This is a genomic window from Pseudomonas sp. BIGb0558, from assembly GCF_024807515.1.
Lineage (GTDB): Bacteria > Pseudomonadota > Gammaproteobacteria > Pseudomonadales > Pseudomonadaceae > Aquipseudomonas > Aquipseudomonas yamanorum_A.
This window is the reverse complement of the sequence record NZ_JANUEW010000010.1, coordinates 1-22,013: the sequence shown is the minus strand read 5'-3', so window position 1 is coordinate 22,013 and position 22,013 is coordinate 1. Positions and strand designations below refer to the sequence as shown.

Annotated in this window: 17 protein-coding genes and 2 pseudogenes; 12 read left to right on the top strand and 7 right to left on the bottom strand. The window is 57.5% G+C overall.

Going from position 1 to position 22,013, the window contains the following annotated elements:
* Positions 1-67: 67 nt before the first annotated feature.
* Positions 68-337: a hypothetical protein gene (locus M2400_RS14415; protein WP_259196420.1), complete on the bottom strand. Its 270-nt coding sequence runs from the start codon at positions 335-337 to the stop codon at positions 68-70.
* A pseudogene (locus M2400_RS14410) lies at positions 334-462 on the bottom strand (integrase); the annotation flags it as partial. The pseudogene M2400_RS14410 and the gene M2400_RS14415, both read right to left, overlap by 4 nt.
* Before the next feature lie 452 nt (positions 463-914).
* Here M2400_RS14410 and M2400_RS14405 point away from each other — a divergent pair.
* From M2400_RS14405 to M2400_RS14380, 6 genes are all read left to right on the top strand, one after another.
* Positions 915-2,270 (top strand): site-specific DNA-methyltransferase, encoded by a 1,356-nt coding sequence (locus M2400_RS14405; RefSeq protein ID WP_259196419.1) that lies wholly within the window; start codon positions 915-917, stop codon positions 2,268-2,270.
* Positions 2,271-2,623: 353 nt separating this feature from the next.
* Positions 2,624-4,705 carry an ATP-binding protein gene (locus M2400_RS14400; RefSeq protein WP_259196416.1) on the top strand — a complete coding sequence of 694 codons (2,082 nt, stop codon included), beginning with the start codon at positions 2,624-2,626 and terminating at the stop codon, positions 4,703-4,705.
* 756 nt (positions 4,706-5,461) lie between these two features.
* The gene (locus M2400_RS14395) at positions 5,462-5,755 is read left to right on the top strand and encodes a DUF6124 family protein (RefSeq protein WP_259196414.1); all 294 of its coding nucleotides are present in this window, start codon (positions 5,462-5,464) and stop codon (positions 5,753-5,755) included.
* Positions 5,756-5,932: 177 nt separating this feature from the next.
* Positions 5,933-6,961 (top strand): hypothetical protein, encoded by a 1,029-nt coding sequence (locus tag M2400_RS14390; RefSeq protein WP_259196413.1) that lies wholly within the window; start codon positions 5,933-5,935, stop codon positions 6,959-6,961.
* On the top strand, positions 6,962-7,516 hold the full coding sequence (locus M2400_RS14385; RefSeq protein WP_259196412.1) for a nucleotidyltransferase family protein: 555 nt from the start codon (positions 6,962-6,964) through the stop codon (positions 7,514-7,516).
* A 111-nt stretch (positions 7,517-7,627) separates the two neighbouring features.
* Entirely contained in the window at positions 7,628-9,085 is a 1,458-nt protein-coding gene (locus M2400_RS14380) for a glycosyltransferase family 39 protein (RefSeq protein WP_259196410.1), read from the top strand.
* A 6-nt stretch (positions 9,086-9,091) separates the two neighbouring features.
* On the opposite strand, the gene M2400_RS14375 is transcribed toward M2400_RS14380, so the two are convergent.
* Positions 9,092-10,315, bottom strand: a complete 1,224-nt coding sequence (locus M2400_RS14375) for an OprD family porin (RefSeq protein WP_259196408.1) — start codon at positions 10,313-10,315, stop codon at positions 9,092-9,094.
* A 172-nt stretch (positions 10,316-10,487) separates the two neighbouring features.
* Here M2400_RS14375 and M2400_RS14370 point away from each other — a divergent pair, with 172 nt between their 5' ends.
* From M2400_RS14370 to M2400_RS33580, 5 genes and pseudogenes are all read left to right on the top strand, one after another.
* Entirely contained in the window at positions 10,488-11,384 is an 897-nt protein-coding gene (locus M2400_RS14370; protein ID WP_177115792.1) for a LysR family transcriptional regulator, read from the top strand.
* 108 nt (positions 11,385-11,492) lie between these two features.
* A complete protein-coding gene (locus tag M2400_RS14365) occupies positions 11,493-12,932 on the top strand; it encodes a YfcC family protein (protein ID WP_177078886.1) in 1,440 nt (479 codons plus the stop codon).
* Between the two features lie 19 nt (positions 12,933-12,951).
* On the top strand, positions 12,952-14,757 hold the full coding sequence (locus M2400_RS14360) for a CocE/NonD family hydrolase (RefSeq protein ID WP_259196574.1): 1,806 nt from the start codon (positions 12,952-12,954) through the stop codon (positions 14,755-14,757).
* A gap of 120 nt (positions 14,758-14,877) precedes the next feature.
* Positions 14,878-15,927: pseudogene (locus M2400_RS33585) on the top strand (methyl-accepting chemotaxis protein); the annotation flags it as partial.
* A gap of 39 nt (positions 15,928-15,966) precedes the next feature.
* Positions 15,967-16,830 carry a methyl-accepting chemotaxis protein gene (locus M2400_RS33580; protein WP_371132985.1) on the top strand — a complete coding sequence of 288 codons (864 nt, stop codon included), beginning with the start codon at positions 15,967-15,969 and terminating at the stop codon, positions 16,828-16,830.
* Positions 16,831-17,002: 172 nt separating this feature from the next.
* Here M2400_RS33580 and M2400_RS14350 read toward each other — a convergent pair whose 3' ends face one another.
* From M2400_RS14350 to M2400_RS14335, 4 genes are read right to left on the bottom strand one after another with little or no spacing between them, the layout of a single operon-like run.
* Positions 17,003-17,371 carry a VOC family protein gene (locus tag M2400_RS14350; protein WP_259196400.1) on the bottom strand — a complete coding sequence of 123 codons (369 nt, stop codon included), beginning with the start codon at positions 17,369-17,371 and terminating at the stop codon, positions 17,003-17,005.
* A 29-nt stretch (positions 17,372-17,400) separates the two neighbouring features.
* The gene (locus M2400_RS14345; protein ID WP_177120139.1) at positions 17,401-18,864 is read right to left on the bottom strand and encodes an amidohydrolase family protein; all 1,464 of its coding nucleotides are present in this window, start codon (positions 18,862-18,864) and stop codon (positions 17,401-17,403) included.
* 1 nt (position 18,865) lies between these two features.
* Positions 18,866-19,726 (bottom strand): MurR/RpiR family transcriptional regulator, encoded by an 861-nt coding sequence (locus M2400_RS14340; RefSeq protein ID WP_259196398.1) that lies wholly within the window; start codon positions 19,724-19,726, stop codon positions 18,866-18,868.
* A 15-nt stretch (positions 19,727-19,741) separates the two neighbouring features.
* The gene (locus M2400_RS14335; protein WP_177042159.1) at positions 19,742-21,145 is read right to left on the bottom strand and encodes a gluconate:H+ symporter; all 1,404 of its coding nucleotides are present in this window, start codon (positions 21,143-21,145) and stop codon (positions 19,742-19,744) included.
* A gap of 193 nt (positions 21,146-21,338) precedes the next feature.
* Here M2400_RS14335 and M2400_RS14330 point away from each other — a divergent pair, with 193 nt between their 5' ends.
* Positions 21,339-21,731 (top strand): lysozyme inhibitor LprI family protein, encoded by a 393-nt coding sequence (locus M2400_RS14330; RefSeq protein WP_177042157.1) that lies wholly within the window; start codon positions 21,339-21,341, stop codon positions 21,729-21,731.
* Positions 21,732-22,013: the final 282 nt, after the last annotated feature.

The following is a 22,013-nucleotide window of genomic DNA, read 5'->3' as shown; positions in this document are numbered from 1 at the left end:
CAGCCAAGCCCCTGAGTATGGGAAGGCTGCGCATGCCCATACTCAGGGGCTCACGCTTAAAGATCTATCAGGCAACCGCGACTTTTGCCTTTCTGCGGCGGATCAACCCTGGTGTTAACTCGTAGTCGACGACGGTAGCCGGGGCTGAGCATCGCAGGTAATGCTCCAGAAACCATCTCACGTGCTTTTCTTTCCCAGACCAGTGAGTCGCGCAACCCCTGCGCTCACGAATCACCTCGTGCATCCTTTCTGCTTGCCTGATGTGCCGCTGCCGCGTGGCATGTGTACCTTTGAGCACGGGGCGCAGAAACAGCGCTATGTCGAACTTGGATGTCATCGCCGACCTCCGCTGTAGGCACTCACCACATCGATACGGTTATGTCCCAATTCGTGGCTGATCTGCTGTCGTGCACGCTGATCAAGCTCTCGATCTTCTCGATGAACACGACCGCCATTGAGGGGAGGATGAACTGTTGGTCGAGCGAGTGCAGGTCCTATCCGAAGGTCTGGAAACGATCAGAGAATGGCCAGGGGCTCTCGCAAGCGTAATGCCTCACTAGTCCGCAGCAACCATGTGATGGCACTATGTCGAACTGAAGGAAAGGTACCAGCCTACCAGGCGAAGCCTCTTGAGAGGGCTCGGGCGCGGCAAGGGGCGGGGCTTAGAGAGCAGAATGATATTTCAGAAGGGTCACCACACATTGCAAATTGCTATCTGTTGATGGCTAGAGTGTGTTTGCAATTACTTTTCCATTACTCTACGTGATGGTTTGGCAGACGCCCTTACAAGCCTGCGAAGGGTAGATCTGAGTAGCTTCTCGAGCATGAGTCCCAAGGCAGGAATATGACTGGCGAATGTGGAAGAAACTCGGGCAAATTTGGATTTAGGGCTTGGTTACGGATTGGGGGTTGACATGACTGCTAGGCAAACCGGCCTAAGTGGTAGCACGGATGATAAATCAGCAGAGTTGCGCCTTCGATTATCCTCACGGACTGACTACGACAGCAACTTTTGGGCATTTTCTGAGCTGAGAAGAAGATCTGGAAATCATGCTCTCTTTCAGTACCCCGCTATGATGGTTCCTGAGCTGCAAGGAGCATTGCTGGATGACTTGATTGCTGTGGAAGACAATATTTCTTTAGTGTATGACCCTTTTTCGGGGTCGGGCACTGTCATGTTAGAGAGTTTATATAGAGGGATTAATTATTACGGAAGTGATATTAATCCTATGGCTATATTATTGTGCGAGGTAAAATCTGCTCCACCGGACGTTGAGATTGCGTCTAATGCTGTGTCTCTTGTAGTCACTTTGGCAGAAGCCTCGGCGTCGTGCGTTTTTAATTTCCCCAACATAGATAAGTGGTTTAAACCTGAAATAAAAGATGGGCTGAGTAGGTTGCGCAAGTCAATAGTTGATCAGCCTAACAAAATTGCTAGAAAATTCTTATGGGTCTGTTTTGCTGAAACAATAAGATTAGTATCAAACTCGAGAATTTCAACGTTCAAGTTACATGCATATAGCCTTGAGGATATCGCAAGACGAGAGACTGATGCCATTAAAGTCTTCAAGATTGTCTGCGAGCAAAATCTCTCTCGACTTAAGTTGCACTGGTCAAGAATTTCGACAAGACCAAACCAAGAAATTGTCCCTGCCGCGTTACTATCATCCGGCTCGGTCTCGGGTGTATGGAAAGCATCGCAACTTGCAGACGTATTAATGACTTCCCCTCCATACGGAGACAATAAAACTACAGTCCCTTATGGGCAGCATAGTTACTTGCCACTCCGTTGGATTGATCCGATTGATTTGCATGATGGATTCGACCCTTTTTTATTAGACTCTACTTCGCGAATTGATACATTAAGTCTAGGTGGCTCGTTGAGGTTTGCTGACCAAGCAAGAAACGAACTTTCTACAGCATCGCCCTCATTGGCGAATTTTTTAATAGAAATCGAGCATGCTGGCCCTCTAAGAAAGAAAACCCTGTCTTTCTGTCGAGATTATCGCGAGTCATTAATAGTGATTAGCCATAGACTCAAGCTCGGGGCTTTTTGTTTTTTCACCCTTGGAGAAAGAAGAATAGGAGGCAAGACGTTTCCTCTGGTAGATATAACTAAAGAATTTCTTACCGCGAATGGGCACGAAATAGTTACCACTGTAGAACGTGTATTGCCTGGTTCTCGTAAAAGGATGGCATCTAAAAATAGTGAAGGATCAACTATGGCTAGTGAGTGGATTTTAGTAACTCGTTCATGGGGGTGCGTATGAGAGGAGGTTATGACAAGGCGCCCGGTGTAGCTATCATCGATACGCTCTTGCTTGAGGCTCGCATCTCCACAATATTTAATTTTAGTTTCGACCTCATAGCTGACAACATACAAGCTCTCATGGAGTTAGTAAAAAACTCTTACGATGCAGATGCTAGTAAGATCTGTGCAAGCATTAAAACTCAAGACCTAACGGGCGCCGATACTGGAGATATAGTTCCTGAAGCATATCTTTTTGGCAACGAAACCAAAAGTTCTTAAACCATGAACAAAGAGAAAAGGGTGATCTGACAGCCTCACTACGACCACCTACCGTCCATGAATGTGCTCTCATCTGTAAAAAAGGAATTTCATATGTCGGAAGCCTCTTTGAAGTTTGGCGGAAAATTAATCGAAGAGCTGTCACAGAAGATACCATCAACACTGTTTGCGCTTAACGAGCTGATAAAGAATGCTTATGATGCTTTTTCGCCAGATATTATAATCAAGGTCGAAACTTCAAAAAACACCGTGACCATTTCTGATAACGGAAATGGAATGGGGGCTGATGAAATTGAAAGCCTTTTTCACATATCACAAAGCTCTAAAAAATATGGCCACGTCATCGAACAAAATGGTGCTAGTAGAATCACTCAAGGCTCTAAAGGATTAGGCTTTCTTGCAGCATTTAAGTTTGGCGATGAGGTTCAATGGATCACGAGCAAGGACGGGGTTCAGAGCACCTTCTCTCTGAAAAAATCAGAGCTAGTCAGTAAGCAAGATCTTGCAGGGACTAGGATACCCATCATAACGAAAGCTCACGAAGGGAAAGGAACCACAATTATTATTTCTTCAAGCCCAAAAGAAATCGAGGTATTGCTTGATGATTTAAATAGTGAGAAGGTTTCGGAAAAACTTGCTGCAGCCATCGTAGATCAAAATTTTGACATAAAAATTCAGATAGAGAACCAGGCAACTAGCTATTCGACTAGAAACCTTAAGAATTTCAAGCTAGAAAGTGATAACGATCAACTATTTTATGTTTCTTTTGATTCAGAAAACAACAATATTGAATTTTATCACAAGGGAGAGCTAGCAAAGTCAATTCCAGGCCTGCCTGAGCCGATGCGGAGAACAGACTACTCAATAACTCTAGAACTGATAATATTTCATTTTGGAAGAGGCAGGAATTCAAAAACCGTATCCCCATTAAATAAAAGGGTGCATGATGACGCGCTGTACCCTCTAGTCTATTTCAATCGAAATCTCTTTAATAATATTGTGATCTTCGATCCGGAACTGCTCAGAAAAACCAGTTCGGGAAGTTCATTACCCCAGATGATTGGGCGAGTCAACCTAAGAAGCCAGAGTGAGGAGGTGGAATTCAATTCGGACAGAACAAACTTTGTCGACAATTCCCTAACTAAAAGCCTGATCAAAAACCTTAAGCATCTTAACGAACTTATTCAAACTAATGGCTCTGAGCTAAAAAGAGAATTGCAGAAAGAGAGTTATAATAAAAAGGTCCCTACAGGTAAGGCTGCCCCAGTTTCGAAACCGGATGAGCAGAAAAGAATGGCGGCATCAATATCAATCAATAGAAAGATGCCTTTGAAAATCTATACACCCTCGAATCAAATTGAGTTGGAGAATTATATTTTTCAGGTTAGAAATAGCCTTGGTATAGAAGTTAACAAAAATGAAGTGGAAATTTCTATTGATGGAATACCATCGAGAAATGGGGTTTTGCACTCAATTGAAGATCCCTGTGATAAACTAATAAGCTTTCGATATCGAGACCCTCATACAAGCTTGGTTTCTACTGAAATAAAGTTAGAGTTTAGTAAGAAAATCTCCAATGTAACTGGATCACCACAACGGTCAATTTTCACAATCGAATCAGAATCTGGGTATCTTATCAGCCAGGGTGTTATTTCAAACCTAATTTATGCGATAGACAAAGCCTATCAATCTCGCAATAGAGATGAATATCTACCTCTCATAGCTTGCTCTATCAGATGCATATTCGATGTTTCGTGGATAAAAATATCCAAGACTAAAAAACACTGGTTTAACAAAATTGACAAGGGAAGCCTGAGCGCAGGATTGAAGAAAGAATTAAGTTCGACGTTAATGTTCGGCGTCATGCATGTTTTAATTCTTTTAAAAAAGAACCAAAATCTTCTAGGCGAAGTTTCTAATATTTCTGGAATCACATTTAGTACAATTAACAACCTTTTGGATCTGGCGGCTTTTGGAAGTGCGGTCAAGCTGTCAAATGTTGGCGCTCACTCGTCCTCTAGCTATTTATCCAAGCCCAAGCTAGAAGAGTGCGCTGACAAGTGCGGCTTGTTTGCGGTAATATGTGACATCTTAATTAACTTGGATGCCAACAAGATAAGCTCGCTAAATATCGCAAAACTCGAAGAAAGTGATTTTGAGACTTATATGGGGTGACAACTGCCTTTAATAGGGCGGGGTATATAGTTTGGTATAACTGTCCAATGCGAGGGCCAAACACAGGCCAGTACAGATATCATCGGTCCAGCCTTCTTCACGGCCCTGCATTCCTACTTGGGAACAAGTAGAAGGCGAATATACAGATCACCGTACCCTTCTGGATATGGTAGGAATGATCCAAGTCGGTTATCTCGTCCGGCAATAGATGGAAGGTGAAGAAAGGTTGTTAGATCGATTACAAGCGACGGGCTCTGGCAGGGCTATCACGTAAGGTATTCCTGCTGGTATTCAAATAAATATAAGAAACGAATATTTTTATAATAATCAATACCATAAGACGCCAATTCAGATTACCCCAGCCCACCAAATACGAAGCACCATCAAAACCCGCCTTGTGCGGGTTTTGCTGTTTCTGGGGTCCTGTAAATACACTGCCGAATGAGCCTTCGGATTTTTCCTTCAAGACGTCGCGCCCTGCATGAACTGGCGCGAGTCACCCCACGAAGTTAGCCTTCCCTGGTTGCTGCTCATCAGCGACCGGCTTTGACAGGCCGAAAAGTGTAACCTTTCACTCCCCTTGATAAGTCGGCATGCTTCGCGCATTCCGCCTCGTTCATGGCGGCTGTGCGTGGGGCATCTTCGGGTGCGCCGGGTTCCTACACTTCCGGTCTGTCAACCCGCGTACAGCTGCCACCCACACCTGTTTGACAGCAGGGGAATGGCAGCTCCCGTCACCAGTGTAGGAGCGTCACCATGAAAAAGATCACTCCCAATCCGCCATGCTCGGGCCAATCCGGCACGGATATCTTCTGTATCGCCCAAGACATCGACCCTGAAACCCTGCTGGTACAAGCCTGCGAAACTCTAGCTTCGCTGAACGCGCTCACTACTGATCTGGCCTTCGAGTTTGATGGTGCGTTTCGCCATAAACTTCTCGCCACCCAACAATTGAGCGTCTTGGGTGAGTTGCTGGTGACGCGTGCACTGGACATTCTTGTGCCAACGGCAGACTCGAAAACTCAGGGAAGTACAGCTTCCCAGTACTAAAAACAGCGATCCAACTCGCAAGCGCCACACATTGAGAAAAGGGTGAGCGGGCTATTTTCTTGAAAATATATCCGTCACCTTTTTCTATTGCGGATGGTTGTGATACTTCTCCATCCCGTGCCAAGTACTGCCCCACCTGAAACCACCTCTATCAGACAACCGGAAGTCCGATACCCCATGCTCAAGCCCTCTCTATTCCTGGCCCTCGCCGCCCTGTCCACCCTCGCCAACGCCAACCTCGCCGGCGTCTGGCAGGGCACACTCGGCAAGACGCCAATCACCGCCTGCTTCAACGCCTCGCCCAATACAGGCGGCAGTTACTACTACCAGCGCTTCCTGACACCAATTCAACTCACCCAGGAAACACCCGATGCTCCCTGGGCCGAAGAAGGCAACAGCGGTGTCTGGCAATTGGAGGCGCCACAGGGCGATTCCCTGAAAGGCACCTGGCGCAAAACCAAGGGCAGCAATCCACTGCCCCTGGCATTGCAGCGCATGGCAACGCCGCCCGAAGGTTGCGCCAGCGATGCGTACAACACGCCCATGGAAGCCACGCCTCTACCGGTCAAGACGCAGAAGCAGTCCTTCGCCGGGCACAGCTACCAGATAGAGACCCAAGGCGCCCAGGTGACGCTCAAGCTCGAGGGCGACAGCCCGGCGATTCAGAAGGTCAACCGGCAGTTGGCGAGCCTGGCCGTCAACGCCGATGATCAATCCGATTACTTCAGCGAACGACGCGAATACCTGGGACGCAACGGCGCGGCCTATACCAGCGAAATCAGCGTCGAACCCACTTACTGGTCATCCCAGTGGATCACCGTCAGGTTTTACCGATGGGCTGCCGGCACCGGCGCCCGGGGCATCAGTTGGGGGCTGCATTCCTGGAACCTGCAAACCGGCGAAAGCGTTGACCCATGGACCTGGCTCGGCGGTCAGCAGGAATGGTATGACGCCTACTCCGGCCATTTGAAACTGCCCGCCAAATTCAGCGCCTGGCTGGAGAAGCAAACCACCACCGATGAAGGCTGCCCGGCGGTCACCAGTTACTCGACGTTCGACCTGAGCTTCGACACCCAGGGCATGAAGCTGTCCACACCGGCCAATGGCGACGGTTGCGACAATGACCTGAGTTTCACCTGGGAGCAATTGGAACCTGTTTTGTCGGCCAAGGGTAAAGCCGCACTTGCCAGTTTGAAGATGCCTTGAATGCATGACCAGCACGAGATGGTCCAGACACTGATCAGCAGCAATGTCCAACGCTGGCACCTGCTGGCCGTCGTCCGCGCCCTGGCCCTCCCCGACTGCTGGATCGGCGCCGGCTTCGTACGCAACGCCGTGTGGGATCACCTGCACGGTCGCCCCCTATCACCACTGACCGGCGATGTCGACGTATTGTGGTTCGACGCCACCTGCACCGACCCCGCCGAAGACCGCCGCCTCGAAGCGCTGTTACGCGCAGCAGAACCCTCCATCGACTGGTCAGTCAAAAACCAGGCCCGCATGCACCAACGAAACGGCGACGCGCCCTATCGAAACGCCAGCGATGCAATGCGCTTCTGGCCAGAGACGGCCACCGCAGTCGCCGTCAGAAGAACCGCAGAAGACCTGTGCGAAGTATCAGCCCCTCTCGGCCTGGACGACCTGTTCAACCTCCAACTCAAACCCACACACCGCTTCGTCCAAGAAAAACACGCCATTTACCAACAGCGCATCACCTCCAAAGGCTGGCTCACCCTCTGGCCGCTGCTGAAACAACCCTGACCCTACAAAAACCTCACATTCATTCACGAATTATTAAGAATCGCCCTCGTATACTCACCGATCGCCCGGACTGTTCCCCCGAACGGTCCCCTGCCTCGGTAGCCAGAATCCATGACGCGTTCCGCTCCTCTGCTGCTCCTGCTTGCTGCGCTGTTGTTCTTCTTTGCCCTTGGCAATCACGAGCTGCAAGGCTCGACCGAGGCCCGTGTGGCCGGGATTGCCATGGCCATGCACCTGGATAACGACTGGGTGGTGCCGCGATTGTTTCGTGAACCGTTCCTGGAGAAACCACCGCTGAGCCTGTGGCTCGACGCCGGGGCGATTCGGCTGTTCGGCGGCACCACCTGGGCAGTGCGCCTGGCGTCGGCGTTTGCCGGGCTGTTCAGTGTGATGCTGCTGTACGGGATGTTGCGCAAGTTTGGCCGGCCCAAGACGCTGGCGTTTGTCGCGGCGTTGATGCTGGCGACCATGGCCAGTTACTGGAGCAATGTGCGCGGCGTGGGTGAAGATTCGCTGCTCACCCTCGGTATCACCATGGCCTTGCTTGCGTTCTATCAGGCCAACCGCCCCGAGTCGGAGCGCGACAGTTCCAATCTGGGTACCTGGTTGCTGTTCACCCTGGGGATGGTGATCGCTACCTTGAGCAAAGGTGTGCTGGGCCTGGCCATGCCGGGCATCGTGATCTTCGTCTATCTGGCCAGCACCAGCCTGATGGACAAACGATTCAAGCTGGGGGACTGGATCAAACCCGGGCTGTTCACGCTGCTGGCGCTGGTGCCGCTGATGATCTGGCTGGGTTTCCTGTACCAGCGCGACGGCCTTCAGGCGGTACGTGAAGTGTTGCTGACCAACAGCGTCGGGCGCTTCAGCGGCTCGTTTGTCGAAGCCGGCCACTACGAGCCGTTCTATTACTACATCGTCAAATTGCCCGAAGCGTTTTTGCCGTGGAACATCCTGGTGTACCTCGGGCTGTGGCACTTCCGCAAAAGCCTGGTGCGTAACCGCTACCGGCTGTTTTTCAGCGTGTGGCTGGTGGCGCAATTCACCTTGCTGACGCTCGCCTCCAGCAAGCGCACGGTGTACCTGATGGCGCTGACACCCGCCGCCGCCGTGCTGGCCGCCGAGTATGGCGGCGTGTTGCTGGGCTGGCTGAAAAGTCGCGGGCAGGTCTCCAACGTTGCCGAACACGTCTATGCACATCGCCGCGGCCTGGTGGGTGGCTTTTTCGCGGTGGTGGTTGCCTGCTACCTGGTTGCCGCTTTCTGGTTCGCACCCAAGGCCGATGTGCGCCAGTCGTTTGTGCCGGTGATCAGCCAGATCCAGGCGATGCAGGCACAAGGCAAAGAGGTGGTGCTGTATCAGGCCAACGAGCGAATTGCCGGGGCCGGGGTGTTTTACATGCAGGGCTATTTGACGATCCTGCAAACCCCGGAGGAACTCAAAAGCTACCTCGCGGCCAAGCCCGGCAATGTGGCCCTGGTGGACAATACAGACCGGCTGAACGTACCGGTGACGGTGGTCAAGGAGATGGCGGTCAACCGTCAGCCGTACTATTTCATCGAGCAGTAAGGCCTGTTACCACAGCGCCAGGTCGTACGTGAGGTAAACCCGGTAGTTGTCGCGATCGCTCGCATAGGTCGAGCGATACGTGGCCTTGCGCAACTCGATGCCCACGCCTTTGAAGGTGCTGTCCTGGATCACGTAGCGCAGGTTGGTGTCGGACTCCCACTCACGGGCTTCGCGGCCCTTGAAGTCACCGTTCTGGCCCTTGTAGTAACGGGTCATGAAGGTCAGGCCCGGCAGGATGGCGGCAAAGTCGTAGTCATAGCGCAGCATCCAGGTTTGCTCACCGGCCTGGATGAATTTGCCGACGCCGGCGTTGCTGAAGGAGTACACCGTCGACACGCTGGCGTAGGGCAGCGCGGTATCGCCGGTGACTTTCTGATAACCCACCCCCAGCGCCTGCGGCCCCAGCCGGTAGGTGAACAGCCCGCTGAACATGTCGCTGTCGACCTTGCCATTGCGTGCTTCGCCCGCTTCGTTGCTGATGAAGTATCGCAAGTCACTGGTGAGGCTGCCGGCACCCACTGGCTGTTTGTGCACCAGGCCGAAGAATTGCTGGCGATAGAATTCGCGCATTTCACCGTAGTACCAGGTACCGCTCAGCTTCGGCGTGAAGGCGTAAGTGGCGCCGGCGAAATCAAAGTCAGTGCCTTTTTTGCCGCTGTATCCCTGGGGATAAATGTCCACGCTGTCGGTCGAGTTTCGCAGCTTGAACTTGTCCAGATGCCCGGCGTGCAAGTACAGGTTACGGATGCCGCTGTACTCCACTTGAGTGCCCTGGAACGTTTGCGGCAACAGCCGGCCATCGTTGTATACCAGCACCGGAATTTTCGGCAGCAGCGTGCCGGTTTTCACCACGGCTTCGCCGATGCGCATCTTGGCGGTCACCCCCAGGCTGGAGAATTCACTGGCCGCGCGGCCGTCGTCGTGCACGGGCAATAAGCCGGTGCCGGCATGGGCGCGGCTGGAGTCAAGCCGGATCCCCGACAGCCCCAACGCATCCAGGCCAAAACCCACCGTGCCCTCGGTATAGCCCGATTGCAGGTTGAGCAAAAAGCCCTGGGCCCACTCCTTGCGGTCCTCGCCGCCGTCGCGGTAACCGTCGTTGAAGTAGTAATTGCGCAAGGTCAATTTGCCGTGGGAGTCCTCCCAGAAACCCTGGGCCATCAACGCCGGTGACAGGCTCGCCAACAAGCCTGCGCACACCACTCCTCCCCTCGTGAAAAGCTCACGCATAACCGTCTCCCGAATGCCGTATTGTGGTTTTTTATGGGCAGTTGCTGCCTGCGACAGGCTGGACGGCGTGTCGCATTGCGGCGGACACTAACGGCTGATCGAACCCCCGGCAACGTTATGCGAGAAGCGCATCAGGCTATGCGCAAAGCCCTCAAACCACAGGAACATCACGGTGAATCTCAAGCAGCTCGAAGCCTTCAAGGCGATCATGTCCACCGGTTCGACCATCGGTGCGGCGACCCGCATGGGCCTGTCGCAATCGGCGGTCAGCCGGTTATTGAGCCAGTTGGAAGAGGCCTTGGGTTTCGCGTTGTTCCTGCGCAAAAAGGGCCGCTTGATGGCCACCCCGGAGGCTGAAGAACTGCTCACCGAAGTGGCCGGCCTGGTGGACGGCATGCAGCGTATCCAGCGCCTGGCGGATGAGATGCGCGTGGGCCGTTCGCGCAAGAGCCTGATCAAGGTCGGGGTGCCCACCAGCATGACCCAGGAGCTGCTGCCACGGATCGTCGCCGAGTTTCTCAAGGGTCGTGAAGACATCGTCGTCGAGTTGCTGACCGGGTCCTACGACATGATCGAACGGGCCGTGCTCGACCGTTCCGCCGACCTCGGTTTTGTGCGCTTGCCCACCGAGATTCCCGACTTCGAGATTGAACCGGTGCTGGAAACCGAAGGCGTGTGCGTGATGCCGGCGGACCATCCGTTGACCCGTCACGCGTGCATTGAGGTGCAGCACCTGCGGGACGTGCCGCTGGTGATGCTGGGCCGGCAACGGGCGCTGCGGGCCGAGTTGAACCAGGTGTTTCGCGCGGCCAACCTGACGCCGCAGGTGCGGGTCGAAGTGCATTCGGTGGGCGCCGCGTGCAGCTTTGTCGCCGAGGGGTTGGGAGTGTCGATCGTCAATGGTTTGCTGGCCAGTCACTTCATGCATTTGCCGATTGTGGTCCGCCCGTTTCGGCCTGCATTGCCCTATGCATTTGGCCTGGCGTTTCGTGCGAATGAGCCCCGATCCAAAGTGGTGACGGCGTTTGCCGAGCACCTCAAGCAGCGCCTGGCCGCACAAAACGCATAGCCCAACCCAGCCCGCGCATAACGTTGTCGCCGCGAAAACTTTGCCCTAGTGTCCGCTCCACAAGTGTCACCCGACACAACAATAACAGCGCACACCGGGGCAACCAGCATGACCGAACCGCAGATCGTCCGTACCCACTCGCCGACTGAAACGCCGGTGGAAAAACCCGCGAAACGCAAGCAGATCAACCCGGCGATCATTCTGTTGAGCATCGTGCTGCTGGCTGTCGCCTTCACCTACGCGGTGAACTCGGGCAAGTTCCAGCGCCAGAATGGCCTGGTGGTTCCCGGCTCCTACCAAGTGCTGGAGAAACACGATTCCCTCGGCCAACTGTTCTCCCTGGAACCGCGCAAGGCCGGCGATACAGTCGCCCGGCCGGTGTCACTGGTGGAAGGTTTCATGGCCATTCCCCAGGGCATCGAAAAACGCGCGGCGCTGATTTTCATGGTGCTGTTCATCGGCGGCATGTTCGGCGTACTGAACAAGGCCGGGGTGATCGACGCCGGTCTTGAGCGCCTGCTGGGGCTGACTCGGGGCAATATCTACGTGCTGGTGCCGAGCCTGATGCTGGTGTTTTCCGCCGGCAGCACCTTCATGGGCCTGGCCAAGGAATTCATCCTGATCGTGCCGTTGATGGTGGCCATGGCCAACCGCCTGGGGCTGTCGAACCTGATCGGGCTGGCCATCGTGACCATCTCGGTGAAGATCGGCTACCTGGCCTCCATCTCCAACCCGGTGGCGCTGTCCGTGGCACAACCAATGGTGGGGCTGCCGATTTTCAGCGGCTTGAGCATGCGCGTCCTGGCCTACTGCACGTTCCTGCTGGTGGGCATCGCATTCGTGTTGTGGAGCATCCGCAAGCACGGCTTTGATGCCAGCGCGCAGATCACCTTCGAACGCAAACCGCTGCCCCTGCGCCACCTGCTGAACCTGATCGTACTCGGTGCGGGCATTGGTTTCCTGGTGTACGCCTCCAACCGCTGGGAGTGGAAATACCACGAGCTGTCGGCGTTCTACCTCCTGCTGACCGTGGCCTTCAGCGTGATCGCCGGGCTCGGCGCCAGCACCGCCGCCAGCGCGTTTGTCGACGGCATGAAAAAGGTGCTGATTGCCGGCGTGTTGATCGGCCTGGCGACCGCCGTGGAAATCATCCTCAGCACCGGCCAGGTGCTCGACACCATCGTCAACAGCCTGGCCAACTTGGTGGGCGATCACGGCCCGGTGGTCTCGGCCTATGGCATGTTTTTCGCGCAATTGGGGCTGGATGTGCTGATCCCGTCCACCTCGGGCCAGGCGGCGGTGACCATGCCGATCTTCGGGCCGCTGGGGCAACTCTCCGGCGTCAGCCCGCAAACCACGGTGTTCGCGTTTTTGATGGGCAACGGCCTGACCAACATGATCACCCCGACCTCCAGCGGCCTGTTGGTATTGCTGGCCACCGCCAACGTCGGCTGGGGCCAGTGGGCGCGCTACATCCTGCCGCTGTTTCTGATTTATGCCGTGCTGGCGATGGTGCTGTTGGCCATTGCCGTAGGCACCGGGTACTGAACCGATGAGTGTTTTTTCCATGCAGACGCTGCACAACCAGATGATCGCCATGCGCGACGGCATCCACCTGGCCACCGACATCTACTTGCCCCAAGGTCCCGGCCCGTTTCCGGTGGTGATCGAACGCACGCCCTACGACAAAAGCAAACCGTCGCGCTCGGAAATACAGCTCGACGGCCAGCACATTTCCCGCGAGCAAATGGCCGCGCAGTTTACGGCCCAGGGCTTTGTCGCGATCTTCCAGGATTGCCGCGGGCGCTATGCCTCCGAAGGTGTGTTCACCAAATACACCGCCGAGGGCGAGGACGGGTTCGACACCCTGGCCTGGATCGTCGAACAGCCGTGGTGCAACGGCAAGATCGGCAGCATGGGCCTGTCCTACGCCGCCCACACCCAGCTGGCGATGGCCTGCCTGCACCCGCCGGGCCTGCGCAGCATGGTCCTGGACAGCGGCGGCTTCGCCAATGCCTACCAGTGCGGGATTCGCCAGGGCGGTGCACTGGAACTCAAACAGGCCACCTGGGCGTTTCGCCAGGCCAAGGAAAGCCCGGCGGCGCTGGCAGACCCGGCGATCCTCGAGGCCCTGGAACAGGAAGATATCCACCAGTGGTTCACGCGCATGCCCTGGCAAGCCGGGCACTCGCCTCTGCGGCATGTGCCGGAATATGAGGCGTATTTGCTGGAGCAATGGGCCCAGGGCGACTTCGGCCCGTATTGGCAGGCGCCGGGAATTTACGCCGAGGGGCATTACCAGGATTTGCCGGATATTCCGGTGCTGTTCATGTCCAGTTGGTATGACGCCTATGTCAGCTCGACCCTGGCCAACCATGCAGCTTTCAGCGCCGGCACCACTTCGGCACATCAATTGATCATGGGCCCGTGGCTCCACGGCGATCGCAATATCACCCACAGTGGTGAGGTTGAATTCGGCGCCCTGGGTGCCTTCGATGGCCAGGTCGCCAGGGACTGGCTGAGCTGTCGCCTGGACTGGTTTGAGCGCGCCCTCAAGGACACACCGCTGCCGGGCCCGGCATCGGTGAAGGTGTTTTTGATGGGCGGCGGCACGGGCGTGCGGGATCAACAGGGTCGCCTGCAACACGGCGGTCGCTGGATCGAAAGCAGCGAATGGCCGCTGCCGGGCAGCACCCAGATGACCTTGCACCTCACCGCGCAGCGGCGCCTGCAACGTGAACTACCCAGCACCGAGAGCCAGCTCAGCTACTGCGCCGACCCGGCCAACCCCGTGCCGACCGTCGGCGGTGCGCTGACCTCCGGTGCCCCCATTTTTGTCGGCGGCGCGTTCGACCAGCGCGAGCGGGCCGACTTCTTTGGTACCCGTGGCGACAATCGCCCCCTGGCCGAACGTGACGATGTCTTGAGCTTCCAGACCGAGCCCCTCACTCAGGACTTGATCGTCGCAGGCCCCGTGTCCATTGAGCTGTGGATCGACAGCGATGCACCCGATACTGATATCACCGCCAAACTGGTGGATGTCTACCCCGATGGTTTCGCCATGAATATCACCGACGGCATTCGTCGCGCCCGCTACCGTGACTCGTGGGAGCAACCGACATGGCTGACCCCGGGAAAGCCGGTCAAGGTAGTGATCGAACCCTTCGCCACCTGCAACCTGTTCCAGCGCGGTCATCGCCTGCGCCTGGACATTGCCGGCAGCAACTTTCCGCGGTTCGATGTCAACCCCAATAGCGGTGAAGCACCCGGCCAGGCGCAATACCCGAGGGTCGCGCGCAACACCGTGCACATGACACCGCGATATCCCTCGCGCATGGTGTTGACCGTGACCCCGTGCGCAGAGGCTAACTGACTACCGTTGGTCGCTCACGATCCATAAACCCAGCCGCCACGAAAAAACCGTTTCAGCTCTCGCCAGGCCTGCCGATACCCCCTGACTACCCATCGGCTGGTCGCTACTTCCAGCAACCGGATGTACCCGCAAATCTGTTCCTGGAGGAATGCGATGAATAGTTGGTTCGGCAACATCAGCGTCAATATGAAACTGGGCCTGGGCTTCGGCCTGGTCCTGGTGCTTACTTCGATCCTCGCGCTCACTGGCTGGACCAGCCTGGGCGGCCTGATCGACCGCAGCAACTGGATGAGCGACATTACCCAGCTCAATGCTTCGCTGACCAAACTGCGGATCGTGCGCCTGCAATATATGCTGGCCAACGGTGACGAAGGCGTGGCGCAAAACGTGCAGACCAACCTCGACAGTTTTTCGGCCCAGCAACAAAAGCTGCTGGACAGCTTCAAGAGCCCGGACAACCTCAAGCTGCTCAACGAGCAGAAAGCGATCATCACCGCCTACCAGCAATCCCTGAACAAAATGCGTGAGGCTTACCGCAACGGCAACGCCGCACGCCAGGTCATGGGTGACAAGGCGGACATCGCCAATGCGCAGATCGGTGCCCTGGATTCCAGCGTGCGGCAGATGCCCGACAGCGCTGAGCGCTTCACCCAGTTCCAGGCCGTGACCAGCGCCAAGGAACAATTCCAGCTGGCCCGCTACGAAGTGCGCGGCTACACCGGCAACGTCAACGCCGAGACTGAAGCCCGTGCGGCTGCGCAGATCGAGAAAGCCATCGACGGCTTGAAAGACCTGCACGCAGCCTTCGGCGCCAGCCAGCAGACCGCCCTGGGTTCACTGGAAACGGCCCTCGGTGCCTATCGCAGCGCGGTGCAGAACTACAAGGTAGCCAACGCCAACATCGTCTCGGCCCGGGCAGAAATGACCACCCAGGGCACCGACATCGTCACCATCAGCGACAAGCTGTATGACATCCAGCTGCAACGCCGCGACGCCGAAAGCGCACAGGCCCGCAGCCTGCAACTGATCAGCACGTTGCTGGCGTTGCTGGTGGGCATCGTGGCGGCCGTGATCATCACCCGCCAGATTACCCGCCCACTGCGCGAGACCCTTGCCGTGGTGGAACGCATCGCTTCCGGCGACCTGAGCCACAACATCCAGGTCACGCGTCGCGACGAGCTCGGCGTGTTGCAACAAGGCATCCAGCGCATGGGCACAACCCTGCGTGAGCTGATCAGTGGCATCCGCGACGGCGTCACCCAGATCGCCAGCGCTGCCGAAGAGTTGTCGGCGGTCACCGAACAGACCAGCGCCGGGGTCAACAGCCAGAAGATCGAGACCGATCAAGTGGCCACCGCCATGCACGAGATGACCGCCACCGTGCAGGAAGTCGCGCGTAACGCCGAACAAGCCTCCCAGGCTGCCTCGGCCGCCGACGGTGAAGCCCGTGCCGGTGACAAGGTGGTGGCCGAAGCCATCGCCCAGATCGAACGCCTGGCTGCCGAAGTGGCCCGCTCCACCGACGCCATGACGCACCTGCAGCAAGAGAGCAACAAGATCGGCAGCGTGATGGACGTGATCAAGGCCGTGGCCGAGCAGACCAACCTGCTGGCACTCAACGCCGCCATCGAAGCCGCCCGTGCCGGTGAAGCCGGTCGCGGTTTTGCGGTGGTCGCCGATGAAGTCCGCGGGCTGGCCCAGCGTACCCAGAAATCCACCGAAGAAATCGAAGGCCTGGTGGCCGGTTTGCAGAACGGCACCCAGCAAGTGGCCGCCGTGATGAACAACAGCCGCAGCCTCACCGACAGCAGCGTCGAACTGACGCGCAAGGCCGGTGTGTCACTGGAAAACATCACCCGTACGGTGTCGAATATCCAGTCGATGAACCAGCAGATTGCCGCCGCTGCCGAACAGCAAAGTGCCGTGGCTGAAGAGATCAGCCGCAGTATTGTGAACGTGCGGGACGTGTCGGAGCAGACGGCTGCGGCCAGCGACGAGACAGCCAAGTCGAGTGTGGAGCTGGCGCGCCTGGGCGGGCAGTTGCAGCAGATGGTCAGCCACTTCCGGGTGTAAACCCACCTTCAACGCAAGCACCTTCAAACTGTGGCGAGGGAGCTTGCTCCCGTTGGGCCGCGAAGCGGCCCCAGTCCAAACAACCGAGACCGTTCAGGTAAACCCGGCGCCTGGTTTTGGGGCTGCTGCGCAGCCCAACGGGAGCAAGCTCCCTCGCCACATCAGAACGGGTTCAAACCGCTACTTCTTCGACAAACACCAACCGGTTCCCCGACGGGTCGCTGATGCTCATCTCACGACTGCCCCACGGCGTGTCTTCAATTCCGGGCTTGGCGTTGCGGTAGTTTTTGGCCAGCAACTGCTGCTGGTACGCCTCCAGGCCCCGGGCTTGAATCCGCACCGCCGCACCCGGCGAGCAGTCGCCATGGTGCTCGGACAGGTGCAGCACGCATTCCCCCAGCGACACCTGCAGGTACAACGGAAAATTATCTTCAAACCGGTGCTGCCAATCGACCTTGAACCCCAGGAAGTCGACGTAGAACTCCAGCGTCTTGGCCTCGTCGAAACTGCGCAGAATGGGGGTGACTTTTCCTAAGTGCATGGCGATTGCTCCGTGTTTGAGAGCGGCCACTATAAAGCCGCAAACCCTTTACGCAAATCCCCGCTGCGCGCCAGGAATCGTCCGGGCCGCTGGCCGTTGGGCTGCCCGTCGCTGTAGCTCAGCACGCCGTTGACCCACACACCGTCAATCCCTTGCGCCGCACGCTGCGGCTCCTTGAAGTCAGCCACATCGCGCACCCGCAACGGATCAAACAACACCAGGTCCGCCCAGTGCCCTTCGCGAATTTCACCGCGTTCGGCCAGGCCAAAACGCGCCGCCGACAAGCCGGTCATCTTGTGCACCGCGGTGTGCAGCGGGAACAACCCAAGGTCCCGGCTGAAATGCCCCAGCACCCGTGGAAACGCGCCCCACAAGCGTGGATGAGGGAACGGATCTTCCGGCAGACCATCCGAGCCAATCATCGACAGCGGATGCGCCAGGATGCGCTGCACATCCGTCTCATCCATCCCGTAATACACCGCGCCGGCAGGTTGCAGGCGACGGGCCGCGTCCATCAGCGGCACTGCCCACTCGGCGGCAATGTCCTGCAGGTCCCGCCCGCCCATTTCCGGATGCGGCGTGGACCAGGTGATGGTGATACGAAACGCATCGGTGACTTGCTTGAGGTCCAGGGTCGAAGAACTGGCCGCATAGGGATAGCAATCGCAGCCCACCGGATGGGTCTTCGCCGCGTGTTCCAGCGAGGCCAACAGTTGCGGGCTGCGACCCCAGTTACCGGCGCCCGCGCACTTGAGGTGGGAAATGATCACCGGCGCCCTGGCGTGGCGGCCAATCTGAAACGCCTCGTCCATGGCCTCCAGCACCGGCTCGAATTCGCTGCGCAAATGCGTGGTGTACACCGCGCCGAACGCCGTGAGTTCTTCACTCAGCTGCAGCACTTCATCGGTCTCGGCGTTGAACGCACTGGCGTACGCAAGGCCGGTGGATAACCCCAGGGCACCGTCCGCGAGACTCTCCTGCAACTGCGCGCGCATCGCGGTGATTTCGCCGGGCGTGGCGGTGCGGTGCAGGTCGTCCATATGGTTGCTGCGCAGGGCCGTGTGGCCGATCAGCGCCGCCACGTTCACCGCCGGGTGGGCGCTTTCCACCGCAGCACGGTAATCGGCAAAACGCGGATAGGCGAAGGCCTCACGTTTGCCCAGCAGGTTCATCGGGTCCGGCGGATCAGCCCGCAGGCTCACCGGCGAAGCGCTGATGCCGCAGTTGCCGACGATCACCGTGGTCACGCCCTGGCTGAGCTTGGGCAGCATCTGCGGATGACGGATCACCACCGTATCGTCGTGGGTGTGCACGTCGATAAACCCCGGCGCCAGCACGCGCCCGGTGGCGTCGATTTCATGCTCGGCGCTGTCTTGGGACAGGTCGCCGATTTTCTCGATACGCCCTTCGCGCAACGCCACATCGGCGACATAGCCGGGGGTGTTGCTGCCATCAATGATCAAAGCCTGGCGGATCAGCGTGTGGTACTTCATCTCAATCTCCAAGCGGCAGGCTGTCGGGGCCGCCGCGATAATCGTCCAGGGCCAGCTTGATCCGTCGCAGGCGTTCCTGGTTGTCGTCCGGCATGGCCAGGGCCAGCTCGGTGGCGAGCACGTCGATGGCCAACAGCATTCCGTAGCGCGCCGCCGTTGGCTTGTAGATAAAACTGGTTTCCGCCGGTTGCAGCGGCAGCAGCACGTCGGCCAACTGCGCCAGCGGGGAATCCGGCAGGGTGATGGCGATGATTTTTGCGCCGTAGTTGCGTGCCAGCGCCACAACGCCCAATACCTCCGGGGTGATGCCGGTCAGGGAGCAGACGATCAGCGCATGTTCCGGGCCCAGCGTGGCGGCGGTCACGCGCATCATCACCGGGTCGTGGCAGGCGGCGATCGAGTAGCCCAGGCGCACCAGGCGCACTTGCAACTCGTCACTGCACAGGCTCGACGGCCCGCCCATGCCAAACGCGTGAATCATCCGGGCATTGCCCAGCAGGCTCACGGCGTCGACAAAACTGCGCTGGTTGAAACCGGACAAGTGCCGGCGCAACGTCGCCTCGATATCGCTGAGAATCTGCCGGTGAAACGCCGACTGCTCAGGCAGGCCCGCCGGGTCGAGGAAACGGCTGCCAACCCCGCTGGCCTGGGCCAGTTGCAGGCGCAGGTCGCGCAGGTCACGGCACCCGACACTGCGGGCAAAGCGCGACAAGGTGGCGGTGCTGACCTCGGCACGTTGGGACAACTCTTCCAGGCTGGCGGACGCTGCAAAGCCGACGCCATCGAGCATCAGCTTGGCGATACGCCCTTCGCCGGCGCTGAAGGAATCCTGGCGGGCGCGGATCTGGTAGAGGATGTCCATCGGTTCGGCTCCGGGTTACAAAATGCAGGACAGGCCATAAGTCAGACCGAAGGCGACCACTGAAATCAGAGTCTCCAGCACGGTCCAGGTCTTGAAGGTCTGGATCACCGTCATATTGAAGTATTCCTTGATCAGCCAGAAGCCGCCGTCGTTCACGTGGGAAAAGATGACCGAGCCCGCACCGGTGGCCAGCACCAGCAATTCCGGGTGGGGATAACCCAGGCCCATCGCAACCGGCGCTACCACGCCCGACGCGGTGGTCATGGCAACCGTAGCCGAGCCGGTGGCGATCCGCATCAACGCGGCGAACAACCAGCCCATCACCAGCGGCGACAGGTTGAAGGCATGCGCCAAGCCGAGGATTTCATTGGTGACGCCAGCGTCTACCAGGATCCGGTTAAGCCCGCCGCCCGCGCCCACCAGCAAGGTGATGCTGGCGGTCGGCGCCAGGCATTCGTTGGTGAACTTGAGGATCGATTCGCGGTTGAAACCCTGGGCCAGGCCGAGGGTCCAGAAGCTCACCAAAGTGGCCACCAGCAGTGCAATCACCGAGTTGCCGATAAACAACAGAAACTGGTTGAACGCGGTGCCCGGCGTGGAAATCAGGTTGGCCCAGCCGCCGATCATCATCAGCACCACCGGCAACAGGATGGTGCCCATGGTCAGGGCGAAACTCGGCAAACGGGTGCGCGGTTCGCGGTCGATGAACTGGCGTTCCAGCGGGTTTTCCGCCGGCAGGTGAATGCGCGGCACGATAAATTTGGCGTACAGCGGCCCGGCAATGATTGCAGTGGGTATGCCGATCAAAATCGCATACAGCACCGTCTGCCCCACCGACGCGTTATAGGCCAGCACCGCCATCATCGCCGCCGGATGCGGCGGCACCAGCGCATGCACCACCGACAGGCCCGCTACCATCGGCAGACCGACCATCAGGATCGATACGCCGACCCGCCGCGCCACAGTAAACGCGATGGGCACCAGCAACACAAAACCGACCTCGAAAAACAGCGGCAGCCCCACCAGGAACGCAATACACACCATCGCCCAGTGCGCATTGCGCTCGCCGAACCGGTTGATCAGCGTGCGCGCCACCTGCTCGGCGCCGCCGGATTCGGCCATCATCTTGCCGAGCATCGTCCCCAGCGCGACCACCAGCGCAATATGCCCCAGCGTCTTGCCGACGCCCGCCTCGTAGGAGCCCATGATCGTGTCCGCCGGCATCCCGGCCAACAGCGCCAGGCCGATGGACACCAGGGTGATGACGATAAACGGGTTGAGCCGGTAACGCGCGATCAATACGATCAATGCAATGATGGCGATGGCGGCGTAGATCAACAGCCAATACCCCGGTGATGCGGCCATGCGGTACTCCTCGGAAAGGGTCACGTCGAATAGGTTGTGAAAGTCATAAATCATTACCGAGGTGGATTTTCAATTTTTATGAAAGTAATTTTCGCCCACGGATAAGCCTTGTCGCGCAGGGACATGCCCGGGGCCAGTGGATGAAAATTCGGGGGGCGTTCTTACATGAAGATCGCCGGGGCTGGAAACTCAACGGCGCAGGCCGAGTCTTAGACTGCACACCGACTCATGACCAGGAAAACCCAGAATGAATCGTAAACACCTGCTTGTTCCGTTCGCCGCCAGCGCACTGCTGCTGGCTTTGTGCGGCACGGCGTCGGCCGACGAGAACCCGGCGCTGAAAAAATGCATGGACGGCGCCAACACCACCGCCGACATGGTCGATTGCAACACCAAGGAAACCAAGGTTCAGGACGCGCGCCTGAACACCGCCTACAAAGCTGCCATGACGGCCATGGAAGGCACCCGTAAACAGCAATTGCAGGATGTGCAGCGCCAGTGGATCAAATTTCGTGATGCCAATTGCGGCTTCATCGGCTCGGCCACCGGCGGCACCATTGACCAGGTCAACGGTTCCGGCTGCGTACTGGACATGACCCAGACCCGCGCCCAGGAGCTGGAAAACCTGGTCGGGCCCTGATGGTCAAGCACACCCTGCGTAGCAGCGGTCGAGTAGAACGAGGCCGCGTTCGGCTGCGCAGCAGTCGTAAAACCTGAGACTTCGGTGTATCAGGCACACCGCAGACGCAGCCTCGCCAAGGCTCGACAGCTGCTACGCAATCGCACCTCTGCGGAGCAGCAGTCGTAAAACCTCAGACTTCGGTGTGTCAGGCACACCGCAGACGCAGCCTCGCCAAGGCTCGACAGCTGCTACGCAATCGCACCTCTGCGGAGCAGCAGTCGTAAAACCTCAGACTTCGGT

Excerpts from the sequence above, each read along its gene's own strand:
- M2400_RS14390 (WP_259196413.1), top strand. The coding sequence starts at position 5,933 with ATGCTCAAGCCCTCTCTATTCCTGGCCCTCGCCGCCCTGTCCACCCTC.
- M2400_RS14380 (WP_259196410.1), top strand. The coding sequence starts at position 7,628 with ATGACGCGTTCCGCTCCTCTGCTGCTCCTGCTTGCTGCGCTGTTGTTC.
- M2400_RS14335 (WP_177042159.1), bottom strand. The coding sequence starts at position 21,145 with ATGATTTATGACTTTCACAACCTATTCGACGTGACCCTTTCCGAGGAG.
- M2400_RS14340 (WP_259196398.1), bottom strand. The coding sequence starts at position 19,726 with ATGGACATCCTCTACCAGATCCGCGCCCGCCAGGATTCCTTCAGCGCC.
- M2400_RS14385 (WP_259196412.1), top strand. The coding sequence starts at position 6,962 with ATGCATGACCAGCACGAGATGGTCCAGACACTGATCAGCAGCAATGTC.
- M2400_RS14330 (WP_177042157.1), top strand. The coding sequence starts at position 21,339 with ATGAATCGTAAACACCTGCTTGTTCCGTTCGCCGCCAGCGCACTGCTG.
- M2400_RS14345 (WP_177120139.1), bottom strand. The coding sequence starts at position 18,864 with ATGAAGTACCACACGCTGATCCGCCAGGCTTTGATCATTGATGGCAGC.
- M2400_RS14360 (WP_259196574.1), top strand. The coding sequence starts at position 12,952 with ATGCAGACGCTGCACAACCAGATGATCGCCATGCGCGACGGCATCCAC.
- M2400_RS14400 (WP_259196416.1), top strand. The coding sequence starts at position 2,624 with ATGTCGGAAGCCTCTTTGAAGTTTGGCGGAAAATTAATCGAAGAGCTG.
- M2400_RS14405 (WP_259196419.1), top strand. The coding sequence starts at position 915 with ATGACTGCTAGGCAAACCGGCCTAAGTGGTAGCACGGATGATAAATCA.
- M2400_RS14375 (WP_259196408.1), bottom strand. The coding sequence starts at position 10,315 with ATGCGTGAGCTTTTCACGAGGGGAGGAGTGGTGTGCGCAGGCTTGTTG.
- M2400_RS14395 (WP_259196414.1), top strand. The coding sequence starts at position 5,462 with ATGAAAAAGATCACTCCCAATCCGCCATGCTCGGGCCAATCCGGCACG.
- M2400_RS14415 (WP_259196420.1), bottom strand. The coding sequence starts at position 337 with ATGACATCCAAGTTCGACATAGCGCTGTTTCTGCGCCCCGTGCTCAAA.
- M2400_RS33580 (WP_371132985.1), top strand. The coding sequence starts at position 15,967 with ATGGGCACAACCCTGCGTGAGCTGATCAGTGGCATCCGCGACGGCGTC.
- M2400_RS14365 (WP_177078886.1), top strand. The coding sequence starts at position 11,493 with ATGACCGAACCGCAGATCGTCCGTACCCACTCGCCGACTGAAACGCCG.
- M2400_RS14350 (WP_259196400.1), bottom strand. The coding sequence starts at position 17,371 with ATGCACTTAGGAAAAGTCACCCCCATTCTGCGCAGTTTCGACGAGGCC.